This is a genomic window from Sporosarcina sp., assembly GCF_029257255.1.
Taxonomy (GTDB): Bacteria; Bacillota; Bacilli; order Bacillales_A; family Planococcaceae; genus Sporosarcina.
In genome coordinates, this window is the sequence record NZ_JARICI010000018.1 from 21,920 (window position 1) to 45,662 (window position 23,743).

A 23,743-nucleotide genomic window follows, 5' to 3' on the forward strand; every position below is an offset into this window, starting at 1 on the left:
ATAAAGTGAAATAGAAAAAGGGGAGGAATAATTATGAAGAAGAAGATGGGGTTATTAAGTGGGATTCTTGCAACATCATTACTGTTTGCAGCATGTTCAGATGATGGAGCAAGCGGTGACGGCGCTGGGGAAGTCGAAGAAGGCAAGCCATACGTTGCGATCGTATCTAAAGGTTTCCAGCACCAATTTTGGCAGGCAGTAAAACAAGGTGCGGAAGAAGCAGCTGAAGAGTTCGATGTAAGCATTACATTTGAAGGACCGGAAAGTGAGTCACAAGTAGATAAACAAATTGAAATGCTTCAAGCGGCATTGGATAAGAAACCGGACGCTATTGGTTTTGCAGCACTGGATTCTAAAGCAGCTTCTCCATTATTAAGCGACGCGGACGGCAAGGACATTCCAATTATTGCATTTGACTCTGGGGTAGAAAGTGATATTCCTTTAGCAACTGCATCTACAGATAATAGAGCTGCTGCGTCATTAGCGGCTGACAAGATGGCTGAAGCAATTGGTGAAGAAGGTAAAATTGCTTTAATCGTTCATGATCAGACATCTGTTACAGGGACAGACCGAAGAGATGGTTTCAAAGAGCAGATTGAATCAAAATATCCCAATATTGAAATCGTAGACATCCAATATGGAGGTGGGGACCATCTGAAGTCTACTGACCTAGCAAAAGCGGTTATGCAGGCGCATCCTGACCTGAAAGGAATTTTCGGATCAAATGAAGGGTCAGCTATTGGAGTAGTAAACGCAGTAAACGAATTAAATAAAGATGGGAAAATTACGATAATTGGATTTGACTCAGGGAAACAGCAAATTGAAGCAATTAAAAGTGGTGTCATGACAGGTGCGGTTACTCAAAATCCGGTTGGAATAGGATATGAAACTGTTAAAGCAGCAGTTGAAGCACTTGACGGTAAGACATTAGATAAAGTCATTGATACTGGTTTCTACTGGTACGACAAAGACAATATTGACGATGAAGAGATTCAAGCAGCTGTTTATCAATAATATACTGAAGAAGCTGGAACTCGCGAGGTTTCCAGCTTCTTCTATAAAAATAATAGAAAGTAGTGTTGATTATGGAACAGCTTAGATGGGGTGTTATCGGTGCCGCTAATATAGCTGAGCGCCAAATGATTCCAGCTATTTTAGAGACTGGATCTGGAATAATCACAGCGATTGCAAGCCGCAGTGGTAAAGCGGACAATCTGCAGAAAAAGTTTGGAATCCCTTTTGCCACAACTAATTATGAAGAATTATTCTCTATGGATGCAGTGGATGCGGTATACATAGCAACACCCAACTCAACGCATAGCGAAATAATCAAAAAAGCGGTATTTGCAGGTAAGCATGTGTTATGTGAAAAACCAATTGTATTAAAAAGAGAAGAGTTAGAGGAGATTTTTCAATTAGCCGATCAGCATAACGTCTATGTGATGGAAGCAATGATGTACAGATTTCATCCGCAAATGGAAGCTTGTCGGGATCTATTGGAGTCGGGCGTGATTGGAGATGTAGTCACCATACATTCCAGGTTTCATTTTAAGCTGGAGAATTGGGAGTCTAACATCCGAACTAGCAGTCAATTAGGTGGAGGATCACTGAATGACTTAGGCTGTTACTGCATTAATGCAGCGTCGTATCTCCTAAAACAAGAACCACAAACTATACAAGTGCTAAATTCAAAACGAAATCAATCGGATGTTGACACACATGTGTCGATGCAGATGTATTACGCTTCAGGTGAAACCGTTCTGAGTGATTGCAGCTTCCACACTCCAATGAATAATGAAATTGAAATTCTAGGGACGCTGGGATCTATTAAATTACCGCATGCATTCAGGCCGGATTTAAACGGTGATGTGGGAGACGTTTATATTAACAAGCAAGGCAAAGAAGAAAAGGTTTCGCTGACAGCAAAGTCTTATGTCGAACAAGTCCGTAGTTTTCAAGAGACTATTCAAAATAACGGCAAGCTGTTTTACAGCCAAGATGACATGTTACTGCAAGTAGATCTATTAGAAAAAGTCTTTGACAAATTGAATATGTGAGGAAAGGGGCGAAATTATGTCAGTTCAAGTACTGAAAGATCTTAATAAATATGCAGCGAAATTAGTAGATTCAGGCTTAGTCGTCGGAGCTGGAGGAAACTTAAGTATGCGTGACGGAGAGTTTATGTATATTTCGCCAAGCGGATTTGATTTGAAAGAAATAAAGGATGAACACTGGGTGAAAGTGCATATTGAAACAGGAGAAATTCATGGGAGTTTAAAGCCGTCCTCAGAAATACTGATGCATCTGGAATGCTTCAGGAAAAATGATGAAATTAAGGCCGTCTTACACGCGCATCCTACATATTCGGTAGGTGTTTCATCAGCCGGTAAAGATATTCAGCCGATGTTTCCTGACTTTCCGGCAATGGTGAAGAGAATAAAATATATTGATTATGTCATTCCGACAACTCATGTACTTGCTGACGCCGTATCAGAAATTATTGAAGATGCAGATGCAATCATTATGCGTAATCATGGAGTCTTGACAGTTGGAAGAACGATGAAAGAAACGTTCTTTTTCATGCAGTTGATTGAAGAAGCGGCAAAGGTTTATTATATCAGCTCGACTGTAGGCACGCCCAGGATTTTAACAGATCAAGAATGTGATGAATTGAGAAACCTTTCTGCTGAAACCTATCGCTCAAAACTGTTGCAAGAAAAGAGGGAGTAACATGACGCAGGTTTTATCATTTGATATCGGCGCATCAAATGGAAGATTAGTTCGTCATCACTTTGATGGTAAACGTATTACCAGTGAGATTGTTCACCGTTTCGATAATAGTCCCGTCATACGAAATAATAGTTATCATTGGGATTTTACCTATCTAATGGATCAGATTTATACAGCCATCAGAAAAGCCCAATCTTTACCGGACGATGCCGCTAAGAGCGTTGGTTTCGATACGTGGGGAGTGGACTTTGGTGCAATAGATCAATCTGGAAATATACTATTTGAGCCTTACTCTTATAGAGATGAACACACAGTTCCGTATATGCTTCAGACTTTGAAAGAAATTGATGAATATGATCTTTTTACGTTAACGGGTAATGCAGTTTCTTCTATTAATACGTTATTTCAAATGCTAGCAATAGCTGAGAAAGAATCATTCGACAATGCAGCGCATCTGTTAATGATGCCGACACTTTTGCAATACCAGTTAACAGAAATCGCGATTAATGAATTTACTATATGCTCGACCACTCAAATGCTAAAAACAGGAAAACAAGAATGGAATACAGATCTAATCGATAAAGTACTGAATCCAAATCTTCCGCTGACAGATATTCAGTTGCCGCATCAAATAATTGGACCTGTTTCAAATAGAATTCAACAACAGGAAAATATCGATCCCTTGAAGGTTGTGCTAACTCCAGGACATGATACAGCATGCGCGCTGTCTGCTCTTCCTATGCTGATAGATAACTCATTCTTTATGAGTATCGGTACATGGACCATTATCGGCACGGAATCAGAGTGCCCCGTTGTTACGCCGGAGTCATTTGAAAAAGGCTTTACAAATGAAGGGACCAGCGAGGGCACCTATCGTTTTCAAAAGAATAGTATAGGGTTTTGGATTTTGCAGGAACTGAGGAGAGAGTGGAAAGAAGCTGGCCACGAGCTAGATTATGAAATAGAAAACGAAATGGTCTATAACAGTCAGCCTTCGAATACGTTCATTGATCCGAATGCAGATGTGTTTTTCAATCCATCCTCCATGATCGCAGCGATCGAGCTGTTTTGTCTTCAGACGAATCAAAGAAAGCCTGAATCTATAAGCGAAACCATACGCTGTGTGTTGGAAAGTATGGCGTTAAGTTATGCCTGTACGATCCGTCAGCTCGAGAACATTATAGGCAACTCAGCTCAAGCCATTTATGCTGCGGGCGGAGGAATTCAAAATACGTATTTATGTCAATTTATTTCAAGTGCAACGATGAAACAAGTGGTTACTGGACCGGTTGAATCGAGTTCTCTAGGAAACGGATTATCACAGTTGCGGGCTCTTGGTTTGATCTCTTCTTTACAGGAAGGTAGAGAAGTGATCTCTAATTCTATTGAACAACAAGAATATAAACCGATGGATTCGGAACATTGGACATATGCGTTGAGCCGCTTCGAAGAAATCATAGAAAAGAAATGAGGTTCTAGAAAATGAAAAAAGACCGTTATATTGGTGATTTACCTAAGATAGGTATTCGTCCGACGATTGATGGACGAAGAAACGGTGTTCGTGAATCATTGGAAGATACAACGATGGATATGGCGAAAGCTGTAGCAAAGCTGTTGAGTGAAAACTTGAAATACTACAATGGTGAGCAGGTAGAGTGCGTCATTGCAGATTCTTGTATCGGCGGTGTGGCGGAAGCGGCTGCCGCGGCGGCTAAATTTGAACGCGAAGGTGTAGGCGTATCCATTACTGTCACTCCGTGCTGGTGTTATGGCTCTGAAACAATGGATATGAATCCTACTTTACCTAAAGCGGTATGGGGCTTTAACGGAACAGAACGTCCGGGTGCTGTATATTTAGCTGCTGTTTTAGCTGGCTATAATCAAAAAGGTCTGCCTACATTCGGTATCTATGGACAAGACGTTCAAGACGCAGGGGACGAAGAAATACCGGCAGATGTTCGGAAGAAATTACTTCGATTTGCAAAAGCGGGAATGGCAACAGCGATGTTAAAAGGAAAGTCTTATCTGTCCATGGGAACTGTTTCTATGGGGATAGCAGGCAGTATGATTCAAGAAGAGTTTTTCCAAAAACACCTTGGCATGAGAAATGAATACATCGACATGACGGAGTTTGTCCGCCGATTTGATCTGGAAATATATGATACAGAAGAATATGAGCGCGCGTTGAAATGGGTAAAAGAAAGTCTTCACGAAGGCGAAGACCTGAACGCCGATGACAATAAAAGAACAGCAGTACAGCTGGAGGAAGATTGGAAGACTTCCGTGAAGATGGCACTCATTGCCAGAGACTTAATGATCGGCAATGAGAAGTTGGTGGAAAAAGGATTCATTGAAGAATCAATGGGACATAATGCACTAATTGCCGGGTTCCAGGGACAGCGTCAGTGGACTGACTATTTCCCGAATGGAGATTTCATGGAAGCAATCCTGAATTCTTCATTTGACTGGGATGGAAAAAGGGCACCTTATTTACTGGCCACTGAGAATGACAGCTTGAATGGCGTAACGATGGCGATGGGACATTTGTTGACGAATACTGCTCAATTATTCGCAGATGTTCGAACGTATTGGAGCCCTGATGCCGTTAAGAGAGTAACGAATAAAGAGCTGACGGGGAAAGCTGAAAATGGGTTCATTCATTTAATTAATTCGGGTCCTGCTGCGTTAGATGGTACTGGAAGACAGATGCGGGACGGTCAGCCTGTGATGAAGCCGTACTGGGAGATTACTGATGAAGAAGTGAAGGACTGCTTAGACAATACACTTTGGAGACCGGCTTCTACGGAATATTTCAGAGGCGGCGGATATTCATCGGATTTCACCACAAAAGGTGAGATGCCTGTTACAATTGCCCGTTTAAATATTGTAAGCGGATTGGGTCCTGTTTTGCAAATTGCAGAAGGATATACAGTCGAGCTTGAAGATGAAGTACATGATGCATTGGATTCAAGAACAGATCCGACATGGCCGACTACCTGGTTCGTGCCGAATCTGACAGGTGAAGGTGCATTTGCAGACGTCTATTCCGTCATGAATAACTGGGGCGCAAATCACTGTGCCATGTCTTACGGCCATATAGGAGACGATCTGATTACGATGGCATCCATTTTGCGGATCCCCGTTACTATGCATAATGTGGAAAACGAGCGAATCTTCAGACCAAGTGCATGGAATATGTTTGGTACGGAAGGCAAAGAAGCGGCAGATTACAGAGCCTGCGAAAATTTTGGACCATTATATAAGTGAGAAAGGGATCGCTTATATGAAAAGAATATTTACACTTGGTGCAGATTTTGGATCTACTTCATGCAGAACAATAGCCGTTGATGTAAGAGACGGAAGTATTATTTCAACAGTTGACGTGCCATACGAGCATGGTGTATTGACTGAAAATCTTCCAAGCGGTGCTGCCTTGCCGGGGAAGCGCACAGCACTGCAAGTACCCAATGATTACGTAGAGGCATTAACAGCGGGCATTCATTCAATTTTAAATGAAACAGATATAACGAAAGAGAACATTATTGGAATAGGAATTGATTTTACGGCGTCCACCATTCTTCCAGTCGGAAAAAACTTTCAGCCTCTTTGTGAGCTTGAGAAGTTCAAAGATCACCCTCATGCATATGTGAAGCTTTGGAAGCACCATGATGCTGAGCGTTTTGCGGTTAGAATGAATGACTTGGCTCAAGGTGAAGAATGGATCAAACGCTATGGAGGGAAAGTTTCTGCAGAGTGGATGCTGCCAAAAGTATCCGAAATTGCAGAGGAAGCGCCGGAAGTATTTAAGGAAACAGTTATATTCATGGAAGCATCTGATTGGATCGTGGCTCAGTTAACAGGAGAACTCGTCCGGAATAGTTGTGCTGCGGGATATAAGGGATGCTGGCATAAGCGAGAAGGCTATTTATCTAATGAATGGCTGAAAGAGTTACATCCTTTATTAGATGGAATCTATGAAAGCAGGTTACGCGGTGAGGTATCGCCGGTAGGCATAAAAGCCGGAACTCTGCGAGTGGAAATGGCGCATTCATTCGGGTTACAGGAAGGTATTGACGTAAGTGTTGGAATGATTGATGCTCACGCCGCACTTCCCGGCCTGGGCGTTAAGGGTCCGGGAGAGATGGTCGTTGTAATGGGAACCTCATCCTGTCATCTGATTTTGGATGAACACGAAAGAAAGGTTCCGGGGATCAGCGGCGTTGTGGAAGATGGCATTATTCCGGGGTTCTTTGCATATGAAGCGGGACAGGCGGCTGTTGGAGATTTATTCGCCTGGTTTGTGAAAGAGCAAGTGCCGCCTTCTGTTCATGAAGCAGCACAGCACCAGGGCCTGTCGATTCATGAGTATTTATCGAAGGAAGCATTGAAATTAGAACCTGGCCAGTCAGGATTACTTGCGTTGGATTGGATTCATGGCAGCAGAACACCTTGGGTGAATATGTCTCTGTCCGGCGCGATTATTGGAATGAAACTTTCTACAACACCTGCTGAGATCTATAGAGCGTACCTTGAATCGACAGCGTTTGGGACACGGGTAATTGTTGAGCTGTTTGAAGACAACCAAGTACATGTGAAACGCTTGATCACTTCGGGAGGAATCCCACAGAAGAATCCGTTACTCATGCAGATCTATGCAGATATCCTGCAAAAAGAGATCATTGTGGATACGTGTGAAAATGCTTCTGCGCTGGGCGTTGCTATATTATCTGCTGCCACGGCAGGAGCAGATAAAGGCGGTTATGACGATGTATCGGAAGCGATCAGCAGGATGAGTTCAAGAAAACAAAAAATCTATTATCCGAATGAAAAATATAAAGAAGTGTACGACGAGCTGTTTCATTCTTATAAAGAGCTCAGTGACTATTTTGCAGACAAGTCATCTGTAATGAGCGGATTGACTGAACTGAAAAATAGATTTGAAGGAGGAAATTAATTGATAAAGAATAAGTGGAATCCAGAGGAATCAAAAGATCAATCTTCCGCATTGGCAGAATTACGATACCGCTCAAACTTAATTGGTTCAGACCGAAGAATTTGTAACTGGGGCGGCGGCAATACGTCTGTCAAAACGACTGAAAAAGACTTTAAAGGTGATGATGTTGAAGTGATGTGGGTGAAGGGCAGCGGTTCTGACCTGTGTCATATGGAAGAAAAGCATTTTACAGCTTTAAAATTAGAGGATATCCTGCCACTAAAAGAGCGCGAAGATATGAGTGATGAAGATATGGTTGCCTATTTGGAACATTGCATGGTGAATCCCGCAAACCCGAGAGCTTCCATTGAAACCTTATTACATGCGTTTCTGCCATATAAGCACGTAGATCATACACATCCAGATTCCATAATTAGTATTTGCTGTGCGCCAAACGGCCGGGAGATTGCTGATGAAATTTTTGAGGACCGCTATGTATGGGTGCCTTATATCCGTCCAGGCTTTCTGTTGTCCAAAATGATTGCAGAAGGTGTAGAGCAAAATCCTAAAGCGGAACTGGTTCTTATGGAAAAGCACGGTTTGGTTGTGTGGGGAGAGACCGCAGAAGAGAGCTATAATAAAACTGTTGATATTATTAATGAAGCAAAATCATATATTGATAACAAGTTGGAACAGACAGCGGCTTTTGGCGGACAAAAGTATACCTCTCTTGCGTCAGAGGAAAAGGAAAATCTTCTTCATACGATGCTGCCGGTTATCAGGGGCTTAGTGTCGCAGGAAGAAGGAATGATTTTGCAGGTTGATGTGGAAGATGATGTGATGGAATTTGTGAATAGTGAAAAGGCAAAAGATCTTTCACAGGTAGGTGCTGCATGTCCGGATCACCTGGTTCATACGAAGCGCACACCATTGTACATTGAGTTTGATCCGGTGTCTGAAGGTGAATCCGAGTTGATAGAAAAGCTTGAAATTGGCATCGCCGAATATATGAAAGACTATAAAAGTTATTTTGAGAAATATGCGGAATCAGGCGATAAGATGTTTAATCCGGCACCGCGGGTAATATTGATTTCGGGGGTCGGCATGATCACAACCGGTAAAGATATTAAAAACGCGGATGTCAGCAGGCAACTTTATCATAGAGCTATTTCTGTTATGAAAGGGTCTGATGCAATCGGTGGATTCATTTCATTGAATGCTGAAGAGTCATTCCGAATTGAATACTGGCCGCTGGAATTATACAAACTGTCACTTGCACCAAAAGAAGGTGATTTCTCCAGAAAAGTATGTTTCGTAACAGGCGGAGCAGGCGGGATTGGAAGCGAGACATGCCGTTTGTTTGCCTCACAGGGCGGTCATGTAGTCATTGCTGATTTGAATATGGAAGGCGCAGAAAAAGTTGCGGATGAAATAAATGAACAATACGGAGCTGGCCGGGCGATCGCTGTTAAGATGAATGTCACAGTGGAAGAAGAAATTCTTCAGGCATACAAAGAAGTGATTATAACGTATGGCGGTGTAGACGTTCTGGTAAATAACGCGGGTCTTGCTACGTCCAGCCCCTTTGAAGAAACTACGCTGAGCGAATGGAATTTGAATATGGAAGTCTTGGGAACAGGCTATTTCCTCGTTTCCAGAGAAGCTTTTAAAATCATGAAAGCACAGCAGGTTGGCGGAAGCATGGTGTTCATTGGTTCTAAAAACTCCATTTATGCAGGAAAGAATGCTTCTGCGTACAGTTCTGTTAAAGCACTGGAAGCACATCTGGCGAGATGTATTGCTGCTGAGGGTGGCGATTACGGCATTCGCGTTAACTCAGTATTACCGGATGCGGTGCTGCAGGGGTCAGCTATTTGGGGTTCAAAATGGCGTGAAGAACGTGCGGCTGCCTATAATATTGATCCGGATGAACTGGAAGATCATTATAAACAACGGACGGTTTTGAAAGTCAATATTTATCCTAGAGATATTGCGGAGGCCATTGCGTTCTTTACCTCTTCGAAATCATTGAAAACAACTGGCTGTATGCTTACCGTGGATGGCGGAGTGGCAGCTGCCTTTACAAGATAATTAGAGCGGCCGCTTCTTATAAAGGAGCGGTTTTTATTTATTTGTATTGTTAAATGAAAAAGTGCGGAATTTTGCATAGATTCAGTTAAAAAGTTATTCTTATGATAAGAAGTTAAAGAGAATGGGAGTGTTTGCCATGTTATATGGTTCGATTGAACTTGGAGGCACAAATTGTAACTGTGCTGTCGGATTGCAGGATGGCACGATAGTAAAGAAAGTTCAGTTCCCGACTGAAGCTCCTGATATCACGGTGAGAAAGATAGTGAGTTTCTTTCAAGAGAATCAAGCGGCAGCAATAGGAATTGGATGTTTCGGACCCGTCAACGTGGATGAAAACAGTTCAGATTACGGTATGCTGCTGGATACACCTAAAAAGGCCTGGGTGCATTATCCTTTCCTAAAACAGCTTCTTCACGCACTTAATATACCTATACGATTGCATACGGATGTAACGGTTTCTGGATTAGGTGAAATGAGTTTGTCAGACAAAAAGGGCATAGTACTTTACGTCACAATCGGAACAGGTGTTGGCGGTGGAATTATTCTGAATCATGAAGTACCGGGTTCTCCCAATCATGCCGAAATGGGTCATGTGACATTGCAGAGAGTTGCAGGTGATGATATGGAGAGTGCGTGCCCGTTTCATTCGAATTGTTTTGAAGGTCTGGCATCCGGTACAGCCATTCAGAAACGGTGGAAGCAAAAAGGCAATAATCTCCCGCCGGATCATCCAGCTTGGGAAATGGAAGCAGATTATATTGCACAAGGCCTCTGCCAGTTCATTTATACGCTTGCGCCTGCACAGATTATTATAGGTGGCGGTGTAATGAAGCAAAAGAATTTATTGCCAATGATTCATCAGAAAGTAAACGAGAAGCTGGGCGGCTATTATTTCTATGATGAGTTACAAAATATTGAAGAATTAATTATCCTGCCGCGACATGGAGAAGATTCTGCTTTAGTAGGTGGGTTGTTAATGAGCCGGCAGATTGGTCTTATGTGAACCGCAAATTCGTATCATCGGATGAAATCTAAAAATTGGAGGAGAGTCGAATGAAAACGATCTACTCAACGGCTTTGGCAGCTGTTTCTGGTATTGAAGACGGTGCCACACTGATGGTCGGAGGTTTCGGGCTGGTCGGCATACCCGAGCAGCTGATTATGGCGCTGACTGAAAAAGGTGTGAAGGATCTGACGGTTATTTCAAATAACTGTGGAGTTGATGATTGGGGCCTTGGATTACTATTAAAGGAAAAACAAATTAAGAAAATGATCGGTTCTTATGTCGGGGAGAATAAAGAGTTTGAACGGCAGGTGCTGTCGGGTGAACTGGAAGTCGAACTAACGCCGCAGGGTACACTGGCGGAGAAGATTCGTGCCGGCGGGGCAGGGATTCCGGCTTTTTATACACCTGCAGGAGTGGGGACGCAGATTGCGGAAGGGAAAGAGGTACGTGTTTTTAATGGCAAGGAGTATTTATTGGAGCACGCCCTTCATGCAGACTTTGCGCTGATCAGAGCCCATAAAGCCGATCGTTTTGGAAATTTAATTTATAACAAAACCGCGCAGAACTTTAATCCGCTGATGGCAGCGGCCGCTTCTGTAACGATTGCAGAAGCAGAAGAAATCGTGGAAGCCGGCGTGCTTGATCCCGCGATGATCCATACACCGAGCATTTATGTCCAGGGATTGCTACAGGCAAAGCAGGAAAAACGAATAGAGCGTCTGACTACCCGCGCGAAAGGATGGGATGCGTAATGAAACCGATACAATTTCGTGAGCGAATTGCGAAACGTGCTGAGCAGGAAATCCGTGACGGCGATTACGTCAATTTAGGAATCGGTATGCCGACGCTAGTGGCGAATTATATTTCACCGGACAAAACAGTGATTCTGCAGTCGGAGAATGGATTACTTGGCATTGGACCGTATCCTTTCGAAGAAGAAGTCGATCCGGATTTGATTAACGCGGGGAAAGAAACAGTGACGACGATTCCGGGGTCAGCTTTTTTCTCCAGTGCTGAGTCATTCGCGATGATTCGCGGGGGACATATTGATGTGGCGATTCTCGGTGCGATGGAAGTATCGGAAACGGGCGACCTGGCGAATTGGATGATTCCTGGAAAAGTCATCAAAGGCATGGGGGGTGCGATGGATTTGGTGCATGGCGCGAAAAAAGTTATTGTGATCATGGATCATGTGTCAAAAAATGGAGACCCCAAAATTAAAAAGCAATGTTCACTGCCACTGACAGGTAAAAGTGTCGTGAATAAGATTATTACAGAACGTGCGTTGATTGAGGTTACCTCAGATGGTTTAGTGCTGAAAGAAGTGTTTGAAGGGTTTACGGCAGAAGATGTGATCCAGGCGACAGAAGCAAATTTAATTTTGTCTGTGTAAAAGTGAACTATTTGAAGAAGCCATCCGAAAAGTCATGTGCGTCTGACTTTTTAGATGGTTTTTCTCATTATTTAGAAAGGCAGGTTGGGAAAGGTGCGGTGAATGACTGCTTTGGTTCGTTGCGCGTAGACTTTGGTGCGGCGAGGCAACAGTAAGGTGCGGCAACTCAGAACATTGGTTCGGTGCCGTTGATTTTTGGTGCGGATAATCAAGATATTGGCGCGGTACTGCATCCTTTATACGTGTTAAAGGACAATAGGAACCATATGTTTCTCTAAAATAGCTGTGTCTTTTGGAGTGTGTCTTATGATATAATTGGCATATATATAGTTGCAGGTAATTAACAGTATAAGGGTACATGGGGAAGGGTGTGAAGATGATGTTTTGTTTGAAATGCGGCCATGAAAATAGTAAAGAGGCGAAGTTCTGTGCTGGCTGTGGCGCTGAAATGGGTCAACCTGTTAAAAGTAAATGGATTCCAGCAATTTTTCTTACATGCATCATTGTTTTAGCGGGGACGGGTGCGGGGTATGGTTACGCGACGGACTGGAGTTTTAAAATTCCAAAGAAAACGATCGCTTCGCCTGTTACAGAGGAGCTGGCAGATACTGAAGACGAAAGCGGTATTAAAATAAAAACTACCCCGGCAGCTGCGAAACAATCAAAGGAACAGACGAAAGACAAAACAGTGCTGATCAAAGAATCACTGCCGAGTGTTTTCACAATCGTTACCGGTTCGGGATCAGGATCTGGTTTCCTTTATAAAAAGGGCGGATATATTGTTACCAATGCCCATGTGGTAGCTGGATTCACCGACGTCGTTGTCCGAAATTCCAAAGGCGAAGATATGAGTGGAAGAGTGGTCGGGATTTCTGATAAATATGACGTGGCCTTAATTAAATCAGATGCCAATAAAAATGTAAGAGCATTCGTTACGGAACAAAAAGAAACGCCCATCGGTACGGAAGTCATTGCAATAGGCAGTCCGAAAGGGTTTGAAAACACTGCTTCAATCGGTTATTTGACTGGATTGAACCGGAATGTCCAAAAAGACTTCACCTATGAAAAGATATATCAAATTGATGCGCAAATTGACCATGGCAGCAGCGGGGGGCCGCTTTTGGATGCAAATACCGGAAAGGTCATCGGTATCAACTCCCTTCTATATAAGGAGAATACCGTGTTTGGTTTCTCCATTCCGATGTACAGCATGCAGGCTTTAGTCGACAAATGGATTAATCAGCCGATGAGCGGCAAGCAGGTCGCTTCGTTATTCGGTGTCTACGAAGATTATGTTCCTGAGCGTTACTATAATTACGAAGATGACTATAACTATGATGATTACGATAGTTACTATGATGACGGTGCAGAAGAGGAATACTATCCCGAAGATACAGAAGTCTATGATGAGGACGTTGCTCATTTCATTCAAGAGTTCAGAAGCCAGTATGAAGTGGCGCTTGCGAATGAAAATTACGCGTATATTGAAGACTTTGTAGCAGGAGGAAGCTCCGCCGCCAATGAATTATCGAGCTACTTGGATGAGATGTCCGGCCAGAACGTCTACTTTGATTTCATTGAAAGCACCTTAACTGATGTAATGTACTATGATACTTCATTTGAAGCGTATACGTACGAAACATTTAATTTTACAGATATCAGCGGAAACACAGATTACATCGAGAAAAGAAAGATCTATACAATCGTAGTGGATGAATATGGACACTACCAAATCATGAAAATAGTAAATCAATGATGAAGCGAAGCTGCCAGGAAAATAACTTTCCGGGCAGCTTCTTTCGTTGACTTAGTTCCAAGTTATCAGACCAGATGCTACAATACATAACAACAACTGCGCGAGGTGAATGAACCGTGAATATATTGCTGCTCATCAAAGATCCGCTCGAAGCACAGGGCTTGAAATGGCTGCTGACTTCTCAGTGGAATGATATTACAGTCGAAGTCAGGGATCATCCCGAAGCACTTCGAACATTTCAGGATGCCTATTTGTACATTATCGATATGGATTTTATTATGAAAGAAGAGGTTGAGCTGCCTTCGCATGCTGTGTGGCTTGGTATTTCCTCGGAACGAACATTTCAAACTGTGTACAAGGCGCTTTCTCTTAAAGCGGAAGATGTCTTGTTTCGGCCGTTTCCCCCGGAACGTCTGATGAAACAAGTACAGCAGATCCGTTTTCTTTGGCGTAATGAAAAAACAGCTTTGGCTGAGCCTTCTTCGCAGGAAAAGAATCCGATTTCTTATGAGGATCTGCTGATTCGAGAGACAATAACGGAGCGGCCGGTGGTCATGAGTCTGTTGGCGATTTCGAACCTGGAAGCGCTGGACATACTTGTGGAGAAGCTTAAAAGTTATGATTTTCCGGGAATATTTCAAGTGTTCCTGTTTTCAGATCACGTGCTCGTCATTCATCAGCTGGAAGACATGCAGCCGCTAAACGAAGCGTACCGCGTGTTTTTTTCACAGTGGAAGCTACAATATGAACCGTTGCTGACAATTTATCTATATGCTGCAGATGAACGATTGAGCTACCGCGAGTTCTATAAGAAGATGCGGTTGTTCCATGAACGCATCTTTTATGACGGATATGATATCCTCACGCAAATTGAAGAAGACTTTCAATGGAAGGAGCTTGACCCGTTCCTGTCGCCAATTGATCAGCAAAAGTGGATTGAAATGCTTGAGAAACAGCAATTGGTCAAGATTCGTGAATGGCTAGAGTACGATTTCTTGACGCTTGAGCCGCCATTTCCTAATCCTGAGATGGTGCGTGTCAGACTGACAAGTATTCTTGCGCAAATCAGACGTTACATGACGGCGAACTCTTTACAGTCAAATAAACTGGAGCAGGCATACCATGCGCTGTTCTACAAAACGGTCCGTGAACCTGTCGTCTATGACATCGTTCAGTCATTCATTGCATTCAGCGGTGAATTAATCCGTACATCGAAAGATTTATCCATATCCCAAGACTTTGCTGGAAAAGTGAAGGAGCGAATGCTGATGAATTATTGGGACTCTGCCTGGAACCTGGCTGACTGTGCAGATGAAATGAAGCTTCATAAAAGTACATTGAGCCGGAAGTATGCAAAAGAAGCAGGGGAGCCTTTCAGTGAAACATTGCTTGGAATTCGTATTGAACAGGCCAAACGTTTATTGAAGGAAACCGATTTATCCATTGCAGAAGTTGCGGAGACATCTGGTTTCTCGCATCCTGCCTATTTCAGCAAACGTTTTAAGGAAACAATACATTGTACAGCTTATGAATATAGGCAATCGTAAGAAAATGCACACTTGATTGATAATACAAATAAATAAGTATTGTTAAAGTATAATTGAAAACGTTTTCCTTTAATTTCGGTAAACAAAATATAAAATGAACAATATATTATAAAAATGCAAGCGGTTTCTTCATAGTATACTAAGAGTAACTTATGAGGAGGTATTTTACATGACAAGTAAATCGACTAATATCGCAGCAGAAAAAGTAATTCAATATACAGGTACAGAGCTTCATACAAAAGGCTGGCAGCAGGAAGCAGCACTTCGTATGCTTATGAATAACTTACACCCTGACGTAGCAGAACACCCGGATAAACTAGTTGTATACGGTGGAATCGGTAAAGCGGCACGTAACTGGGAAAGTTTTGACGCGATTGTTCGTTCATTGAAAGAATTAGAAAATGACGAGACATTGCTTGTGCAGTCAGGGAAGCCTGTTGTAGTGTTCAAAACTCATGAAAATGCACCTCGCGTATTGATCGCAAATTCAAATATCGTGCCAGCGTATGCTAATTGGGATACGTTCCATGAGCTAGATAAAAAAGGACTAATGATGTACGGCCAGATGACAGCAGGAAGCTGGATCTACATCGGTTCTCAAGGAATCGTACAAGGTACTTATGAAACTTTCGCAGAGCTTGCAAACCAGCACTTCAACGGTTCATTAAAAGGAACAATTACCGTAACAGCAGGCCTAGGCGGAATGGGTGGCGCTCAGCCACTGTCCGTAACAATGGCTGGCGGTGTATGTATCGGAATTGATGTAGACGAGACACGTATTGACCGTCGAATCGAGACTCGTTACACAGACGTTAAGACTGATTCATTGGACGAAGCAATCCGTATTGCAGAAGAAGCAAAAGCAGAAGGCAAAGCATTGTCTATTGGACTTGTAGGAAATGCGGCTGATATTCTGCCTGAAATGATCGAAAAAGGATTTATTCCAGATGTATTGACTGACCAAACATCTGCACACGATCCGTTGAACGGCTACCTTCCATCTAAGATGACAATGGAAGAGGGAGCAAAACTTCGCGAATCAAATCCTGAAGAGTATGTAGCATTAGCTAAGAAATCAATGGCACAGCACGTTTCAGCAATGGTGGAGATGATGGATAAAGGCGCAATCACATTTGACTACGGAAACAACATCCGTCAAGTAGCGAAAGACGAAGGCGTAGAGCGCGCATTCGATTTCCCTGGATTCGTTCCGGCGTACATCCGTCCACAGTTCTGTGAAGGTAAAGGACCTTTCCGCTGGGTAGCACTTTCAGGAGATCCGGAAGATATCCGCAAAACAGATGAAGTGATCCTTCGTGAATTCAGCTATAACAAGCACCTTTGCAACTGGATAGAAATGGCGCAGGAGAAAATTCAGTTCCAAGGCCTGCCTTCCCGTATTTGCTGGTTAGGTTACGGCGAGCGTGCTCGTTTCGGTAAAATCATCAATGATATGGTAGCAAGCGGCGAGCTAAGCGCACCGATCGTTATCGGACGCGACCACTTGGATTCAGGTTCTGTTGCATCACCAAACCGTGAGACAGAATCAATGAAAGACGGATCAGACGTAGTATCTGACTGGCCAATCCTCAATGCAATGATTAATGCAGTAGGAGGAGCAACTTGGGTGTCTCTTCACCACGGTGGCGGTGTCGGCATGGGGTATTCCCAGCACGCCGGTATGGTTATTGTCGCAGACGGAACAAAAGAAGCAGAAGCACGTCTAGAGCGCGTATTGACAACGGATCCGGGAATGGGTGTTGTTCGTCACGCAGATGCAGGCTATGATATTGCAATTCAAACAGCAAAGGAAAAAGGAATTAAAATGCCGATGTTGGAAGGTGGAAAATAATTGAAACCTGTATGGATTAAACATGCAAAAGAATTGGCAACAATTGCCGGATTCAATGGACCGCGTAAAGGCAAGGAAATGTCTGACTTAGCGATTATTGAGGACGGCAGTGTTTGGATGGAAAACGGGAAAATTGCTGCGGTAGGTACAACAGCAGAACTGGAAGCACAATATGCTGATCGTGCAAATGAAGCAGAAGTAGTGGATGCGACAGGACGCCTGGTAACACCGGGCCTCGTCGATCCACACACACATGTCGTATATGGCGGAAGCCGCGAACGCGAGTTTGAAATGCGTTTGGAAGGTTCCACTTATATGGATATTATGAATGCAGGCGGTGGAATTCACGCGACGTCCCGCATGACACGCGAAGCAACGGAAGACGAATTGGTCGAGCAGGCCTCACGCCGTTTGGATTCATTTGCTAAACACGGTGTTACAACAGTAGAAGGGAAGAGCGGCTACGGACTTGATTTGGAGACGGAGCTAAAGCAATTGCGCGCGGCGAAACGTTTGAATGAACAGCATGCAGTCGAGATTGTTCCTACATTCATGGGCGCTCACGCGGTACCGACGGATTATAAAGGTAAAGAAGATGAATTTGTTGACCTGGTTGTCAATGAAATGTTGCCGGTCGTAGCAGAAGAAAAACTGGCAATCTTCAATGATGTGTTCTGTGAATTGGATGTATTCACACCTGAACAATCTGAACGTATTTTGGAAGCAGGGAAAAAGCTTGGCTTAATCCCGAAAATCCATGCGGATGAAATTGCTTCATACGGCGGCGCTGAGCTGGCTGCTAAAGTAGGCGCAATTTCAGCAGAACATTTATTGAAAGCATCTGAACAAGGCATTAAAGATATGGCGGAAGCCGGCGTAATTGCCTGCCTGTTGCCTGCGACTGCACTGTATTTACGTGAAGAAGCAGCGCAGGGACGTCATATGATTGATTCAGGAATGGCAGTGGCAATTTCTACTGACTGCAACCCGGGTTCTTCTCCGACAACTTCTATGCCGCTTGTCATGAACTTGGCTTGCATTTCGATGCGCATGACGCCTGCAGAAGCGTTAGTTGCCGCAACGATCAACGCAGCCAGCGCGATTAAAGTAGAAGACCGCGCAGGTTCATTGGAAGTTGGAAAGCAAGGAGATGTCGTGATGTGGGACATTGGAAGCTATCAGGAATTGCAGTACCTATTCGGTGTCAATCATGTAGATAAGGTTTGGAAAGAAGGCCGCAAAATCGTCGGTTGATCAATGAATAAACTGTGCAAAGGCGTAAAAAAACGTCTTTGCACAGTATTTTCCTATTTGGATCCAGACAACTAAGAGGGGTGAAGAGAAATGCAACAAGTGAAAGAACATACATCGAGTAAAGTGACCCCGGGCATGTGGAAGTTTTTCGTATACAGTGCAATTGGTGCCTTTATGTTTTTCGTGCCCGTCACCATTGATGGTAAAGACTCGATTATGCTAGATCACATCGTAACTTGGTTTCAGACGAATGTAAGCGCTGTCCTGCCGTATTATGCGCTACTTATTTTATTGGCGGGTGCAGTCTATCCATTTATTTCGGGCACGTGGAAAAAATCATCAGTAGATATAGTGTTCTCCATTTTTAAAGTGCTTGGATTAGGAGTAGGGATTCTTCTGATTTTCAATATCGGGCCAGCCTGGTTATTTGAAGCGGATATGGGGCCATTTCTCCTCGAAAAATTAGTAATTCCTGTTAGCCTGTTGGTTCCAATCGGTGCGATTTTCCTTGCACTGCTGGTCAGCTATGGGTTGCTGGAGTTTATTGGAGTGCTGATGCAGCCTGTTATGCGTCCTATATGGAAAACCCCGGGACGCTCGGCCGTTGATGCAGTCGCATCTTTCGTCGGTTCCTATTCACTTGGCCTTCTGATCACCAATCGTGTTTATAAAGAAGGGAAGTACACAGAGAAAGAAGCCGCAATCATTGCAACAGGCTTTTCCACTGTTTCTGCCACATTTATGGTCGTCATTGCAAAAACGCTGGATATCATGAGTATATGGAATCTGTATTTCTGGATTGCATTAGTTGTGACGTTCATCGTAACAGGAGTAACAGTCCGTATTTGGCCGCTCGCTTCAATGAAGGACGATTATTACGAAGGTTCTGAACCTCAGCCGGAAATGAAACCGGAAGGCAGCCGTTTTGCTGCTGCCTGGAATGAAGCGATGGAAACAGTTTCAACTGCTCCCGGTATTGTAAGAAATATAGGGATCAACGTAAAAGACGGATTGATGATGACGATGGCTATTCTGCCTTCTATTTTGTCAATCGGCTTACTTGGTTTAGTGTTGGCTGAATTTACGCCGGTATTTGACTGGATAGGCTATATTTTCTATCCATTTACATACTTGATGCAAGTGCCCGAGCCAATGCTGGTAGCAAAAGCCAGTGCTCTTGGTATTGCGGAGGTATTCTTACCAGCTTTGCTTGTTACGAAATCTGTATTGGTTTCCAAATTCATCATAGCGGTAGTTTCGGTTTCAGGTATCATATTCTTCTCTGCGCTCGTTCCTTGTATTGTCGCAACGGAGATTCCGATTTCTATTCCGAAGCTAATCATCATTTGGGTGCAACGTGTTATTTTGACAATTATTATCGTGACCCCAATTGCTTTTTTAGTACTGTAATATGAAAACCCTTTCATCACTTGATGAGAGGGTTTTTAGCATTTTTACTGACAACAAGCTGCAGATCATTGCTCTCGTTTACACAACTAAGTATAAACGAATATATGATATACTCTACCTATATTTGAAGGGTGGAGTGAAGATGGCACCAAAAAACTCAGACCGTTTTATTGTAGCGTATAATCGAATAGACAAATCTTTAGCTAAAATTACTGATATGCCGAGTCATTTTTCATTTTCGAGGAAAATCGACAAAGCGAAAGTAAAGAATGTACTTATTAGAAATTATGAGGATGAACTGCATGAGTTTGGCAGTCTGCGGAATGCAATCGTACATAATCGAACCGGACTGGATTATGCAATTGCGGAGCCCCACGATACCATCGTGGAGATGATTGAAACGATTGAAGAAAAATTATCGAATCCACTGACTGTAGAAGATTTATTTAAAAGGAAAGTACATACATTACAGTCGACAGAGTCATTGGCTGCGGGTCTGAAATTAGTAAGAGAAAAGAAGTTTAATCAGCTGCCCGTTTATCTGAAAAATGAATTTGTTGGATTGATTACTGCAGAGGGCATAATGAACTGGCTGGCAGATCAGGAAAATGAAAACATTTCCCGGGAAATACCGACATTATTTGACATCCTTACTCATGAAAAACGTAAAAATACGTTTAGGTTTATAAAAAGTACATTATCTGTCTATGAAGCTGAAGAATATTTCAGGAAATCTATTATTTCCGGTAATCGACTGGAAGCTTTACTGATTACTGAGCAAGGTGGAAAAGATGAAAAACTGATAGGCATTGTGACGCCAATTGATTTGTTGAAGATAGATTGAATGAGAAAAGGTGAACAGTATGAATACCGAATGGACAGCTTCACTTTACGAACCTGCGCTTCATTTTCAGCGCGTTTCTTTTGGAACGGCAACTACAAAAATAATTGATGAAGTGACGGGTTCTTTCCCAAAACAGCAAATTACGGTCTTGGTCGGTCCTTCCGGTGCAGGTAAAACGACATTGTTGAAGTTATGCAATGGGTTATTAAATCCCACAAGCGGAGAAATTTATTTGGAAGGTAAGCCCATTAAAGAGATGGCACCTACAGACTTGCGTCGCCGGGCGGGAATAGTTCTGCAGCAAACACCTATGATTGACGGTAGTGTGTATGATAATTTAGCGCTAACTTTGCGTCTTCAAGGAAAGGAATTAAGCCAAGAAGAAGCTTACGATATTTTGGATCAAGTAGGACTTGAACGTAAATATTTGCAGAGTGACAGTGACAGTCTCTCTGGGGGACAGCGTCAGAAAGTGTCGATTGCCCGTACGCTGTTGAATAAATCCGAAATTTTATTGCTTGATGAAATTACTTCAGCCCTTGATCCTTCTTCATTGCATGAAGTGGAGGAATTGATTCGGAATTTACATAAAGTTTATGGGATTACGGTTGTTTGGATTACACATAATTTAGAACAGGCAAGGCGAATGGGGCATTATGCGTGGATTATGATGGACGGAAAAGTGAAAGAGACTGGCGAAATCTCCGTTTTAGAGCATTCCGAAAAGCCTGAAGTTCAAAGCTTTTTGAGAGGAGATTATTAATGACAACTACTGCCTTATTGCTGACGCTGGTTTTTGTATTCATACCGATTATTTTGTCGAAAACACTCGGGCTGCAGCTCGAAAAAGATACGATCGTCGCTACTGTTCGCTCCACTGTTCAGTTGCTGCTTGTTGGCTTTGTCTTGAAATTTGTCTTTGATTCAGAAAGTTATCTGTTCATCTTTTTGATGGTTGCGCTTATGATCGCAGCTGCTGTCCAAAATGCCCGCAAAAAAGGTCAGCAAATCAGGGGGATTACTTGGAAGCTGGCTGTTACGTTCATTTTTCTGGAGGTGCTGACACAGGGGATTTTGCTTGGCTTTGCTATAGTTCCTGCAACAGCACAGTACATTATTTCATTGACAGGCATGGTGATTGGAAACTCCATGGTATTGGCCATTCTGTTTCTCAACCGTTTTGTAGCGGAAGTAGAGACGCACCGTGCGGAAAGTGAACTGATCCTCTCTTTAGGAGGCACACCGAAACAAGCGATCCACCGTCAGTTGATCCGATCTATACAAGCAAGTATGATCCCGACGATAGAAAGTCAAAAAACGATTGGTCTTGTACAGCTGCCAGGTATGATGAGCGGACAGATTATCGCAGGGGCAGACCCTTTAGAAGCAGTGCAATTTCAATTGCTTGTCGTCTTTCTTTTATTGACAACAGCTGCCTTAACTAGTGTTTGTTTAGGCTTATTATCTTATCCAACACTATTCAATGAACGCATGCAGATGATTCAAAAAGAACCTGCTGACAAATGAAATCATTTGGTCAGCAGTTTTGAAAGCGGATAAATCCCGATGCTTTGAACGACAAGTGAAAGAAATACTACAGCGAATCCGAGCGAGACCAGCATATTTGCTTGTTCATCTGCGCTGTCTGCTAAACTCAGAAGCAGGAAAATGGACATAGTTCCCCGTATGCCTGCCCAGGATAAGAGTGTAGCTTTTTTGAAATCCAGCAGTTTGCGGTATCCGGAGAAAATCTGCATCGTTCCCGAGATGACAGCAAATCGGATGAGCAGAGAAATGACGAATATTCCTGTTGCCAGCAGCCAATTAGTATACGGCATCAAATAACCGGTTGCCGTCATGCCAATAACAAGAAATAAAACGGAGAGCAGCGCCGGTTCTGCCACTTCCCAAAAACCATTTAGCGAACCACGATACTCCTCTTCACGTGAAGTACGTTCCAACTCAGCAGAAAGCATGATTCCCGCAGCAACAGTCGCAAGCACTCCAGAAAACCCCAAAGCTTCCGCCAGATGAAATGCGCCATATGCAATCACAATACTCAGCAGCACTTGATTCTCTCGCTCAGCAGAAATGTGAATGGCCTTACTGATTAGCCACCCCGCTGCCAGACACGTACCAATTCCTCCAATCGAAACAGAAAAAAACTTCCCAACAAATGACCAGAAAATAAAATCCTGCTGCTCAGTAAACATCGTCAACAAGACAGTAAACAGCACGACACTCGTCCCGTTATTGATCATGGATTCGCCATCCACGATTTCAGAAACAGAAGGATCATCCAATGATTTTTCTAAGATGGAGACAACGGAAACAGGATCAGTCGGTGTCAAAATCGATGCGATCAATAAAGCGCCGACGAGAGAGAGGTTGATCAATGGAGAGCTGATCCAGTAGATGACCACTCCTAATATAATGGCTGTAGCAAGAAGGCCTACAGTACTTAACGTCCCGATGATCACTGCGTGTTTCTTCAGTGATTTTGCTGAATAATGATAGGCTGATACAAATAATAATCCGGGCAGAAAAATATCATAAATGACTTCTTTTGATACGGAAATAGTAGAAAAAAAGGGGAGGAAGGACAGATCAAAACCAATTGCTGTCAAGAAAACAGGAAGCGGAAAGTTCTTCTGTTTTCGGTCAATTGTCATTGCAATATAACCTATTGAAAGTAATACCAACACTTGAATAACATCCATCCGTACTTCACTCCTCTCTGTATATTTCTTTAATCTCTCTAGTGTTCTCTTTCCCTGCTCATCATTGTCAAAAACAAAGTTTGCATCTTCCAGTACGTTGATTTCCGTTCCGGGCGGCCCGCGGTAAGTCACCTGGAGCACGTTTTTGTCTCTCGCTGCATGCACTCATCATCTATAGTCTTATTGAATCATAATGTGAATTCTAGT

The 23,743-nt window shown here is 43.1% G+C and carries 19 protein-coding genes; 18 read left to right on the forward strand and 1 reads right to left on the reverse strand.

What is annotated here, in order from left to right; genetic code table 11:
- Positions 1 to 33: 33 nt before the first annotated feature.
- The 18 genes from Q1J64_RS04405 (at position 34) to Q1J64_RS04490 (ending at position 22,343) form a co-directional block, all read left to right on the forward strand.
- Positions 34 to 1,014, forward strand: a complete 981-nt coding sequence (locus Q1J64_RS04405; protein ID WP_301107870.1) for an ABC transporter substrate-binding protein — start codon at positions 34 to 36, stop codon at positions 1,012 to 1,014.
- A 71-nt stretch (positions 1,015 to 1,085) separates the two neighbouring features.
- Positions 1,086 to 2,057 (forward strand): Gfo/Idh/MocA family protein, encoded by a 972-nt coding sequence (locus Q1J64_RS04410; RefSeq protein ID WP_301107871.1) that lies wholly within the window; start codon positions 1,086 to 1,088, stop codon positions 2,055 to 2,057.
- Between the two features lie 16 nt (positions 2,058 to 2,073).
- Positions 2,074 to 2,730: a class II aldolase/adducin family protein gene (locus tag Q1J64_RS04415; RefSeq protein ID WP_301107872.1), complete on the forward strand. Its 657-nt coding sequence runs from the start codon at positions 2,074 to 2,076 to the stop codon at positions 2,728 to 2,730.
- A gap of 1 nt (position 2,731) precedes the next feature.
- Positions 2,732 to 4,201, forward strand: a complete 1,470-nt coding sequence (locus Q1J64_RS04420) for a rhamnulokinase (protein WP_301107873.1) — start codon at positions 2,732 to 2,734, stop codon at positions 4,199 to 4,201.
- Positions 4,202 to 4,212: 11 nt separating this feature from the next.
- Positions 4,213 to 5,997 carry an L-fucose isomerase gene (locus tag Q1J64_RS04425; protein WP_301107874.1) on the forward strand — a complete coding sequence of 595 codons (1,785 nt, stop codon included), beginning with the start codon at positions 4,213 to 4,215 and terminating at the stop codon, positions 5,995 to 5,997.
- Positions 5,998 to 6,013: 16 nt separating this feature from the next.
- Positions 6,014 to 7,684 (forward strand): ribulokinase, encoded by a 1,671-nt coding sequence (locus Q1J64_RS04430; RefSeq protein WP_301107875.1) that lies wholly within the window; start codon positions 6,014 to 6,016, stop codon positions 7,682 to 7,684.
- Positions 7,685 to 9,754: a bifunctional aldolase/short-chain dehydrogenase gene (locus Q1J64_RS04435; protein WP_301107876.1), complete on the forward strand. Its 2,070-nt coding sequence runs from the start codon at positions 7,685 to 7,687 to the stop codon at positions 9,752 to 9,754.
- Between the two features lie 136 nt (positions 9,755 to 9,890).
- On the forward strand, positions 9,891 to 10,757 hold the full coding sequence (locus tag Q1J64_RS04440) for an ROK family protein (protein WP_301107877.1): 867 nt from the start codon (positions 9,891 to 9,893) through the stop codon (positions 10,755 to 10,757).
- A gap of 50 nt (positions 10,758 to 10,807) precedes the next feature.
- A complete protein-coding gene (locus tag Q1J64_RS04445; RefSeq protein WP_301107878.1) occupies positions 10,808 to 11,512 on the forward strand; it encodes a CoA transferase subunit A in 705 nt (234 codons plus the stop codon).
- Positions 11,512 to 12,153: a CoA transferase subunit B gene (locus tag Q1J64_RS04450; RefSeq protein ID WP_301107879.1), complete on the forward strand. Its 642-nt coding sequence runs from the start codon at positions 11,512 to 11,514 to the stop codon at positions 12,151 to 12,153. The genes Q1J64_RS04445 and Q1J64_RS04450 overlap by 1 nt, the downstream gene beginning before the upstream one ends.
- 376 nt (positions 12,154 to 12,529) lie before the next feature.
- A complete protein-coding gene (locus Q1J64_RS04455) occupies positions 12,530 to 13,909 on the forward strand; it encodes a trypsin-like peptidase domain-containing protein (protein WP_301107880.1) in 1,380 nt (459 codons plus the stop codon).
- 116 nt (positions 13,910 to 14,025) lie between these two features.
- Positions 14,026 to 15,456: a helix-turn-helix transcriptional regulator gene (locus Q1J64_RS04460; protein WP_301107881.1), complete on the forward strand. Its 1,431-nt coding sequence runs from the start codon at positions 14,026 to 14,028 to the stop codon at positions 15,454 to 15,456.
- Positions 15,457 to 15,625: 169 nt separating this feature from the next.
- Positions 15,626 to 17,308 (forward strand): urocanate hydratase, encoded by a 1,683-nt coding sequence (gene hutU, locus Q1J64_RS04465; RefSeq protein ID WP_301107882.1) that lies wholly within the window; start codon positions 15,626 to 15,628, stop codon positions 17,306 to 17,308.
- The gene (hutI, locus tag Q1J64_RS04470; RefSeq protein WP_301107883.1) at positions 17,309 to 18,562 is read left to right on the forward strand and encodes an imidazolonepropionase; all 1,254 of its coding nucleotides are present in this window, start codon (positions 17,309 to 17,311) and stop codon (positions 18,560 to 18,562) included.
- A gap of 90 nt (positions 18,563 to 18,652) precedes the next feature.
- Entirely contained in the window at positions 18,653 to 19,972 is a 1,320-nt protein-coding gene (locus tag Q1J64_RS04475; RefSeq protein ID WP_301107884.1) for a YjiH family protein, read from the forward strand.
- A gap of 142 nt (positions 19,973 to 20,114) precedes the next feature.
- Positions 20,115 to 20,816, forward strand: a complete 702-nt coding sequence (locus Q1J64_RS04480) for a CBS domain-containing protein (protein WP_301107885.1) — start codon at positions 20,115 to 20,117, stop codon at positions 20,814 to 20,816.
- A gap of 19 nt (positions 20,817 to 20,835) precedes the next feature.
- A complete protein-coding gene (locus tag Q1J64_RS04485; protein WP_301107886.1) occupies positions 20,836 to 21,579 on the forward strand; it encodes an ABC transporter ATP-binding protein in 744 nt (247 codons plus the stop codon).
- The gene (locus Q1J64_RS04490; RefSeq protein ID WP_301107887.1) at positions 21,579 to 22,343 is read left to right on the forward strand and encodes an ABC transporter permease; all 765 of its coding nucleotides are present in this window, start codon (positions 21,579 to 21,581) and stop codon (positions 22,341 to 22,343) included. The genes Q1J64_RS04485 and Q1J64_RS04490 overlap by 1 nt, the downstream gene beginning before the upstream one ends.
- 2 nt (positions 22,344 to 22,345) lie before the next feature.
- On the opposite strand, the gene Q1J64_RS04495 is transcribed toward Q1J64_RS04490, so the two are convergent.
- Entirely contained in the window at positions 22,346 to 23,677 is a 1,332-nt protein-coding gene (locus Q1J64_RS04495) for a cation:proton antiporter (protein ID WP_367183428.1), read from the reverse strand.
- Positions 23,678 to 23,743 lie beyond the last annotated feature (66 nt).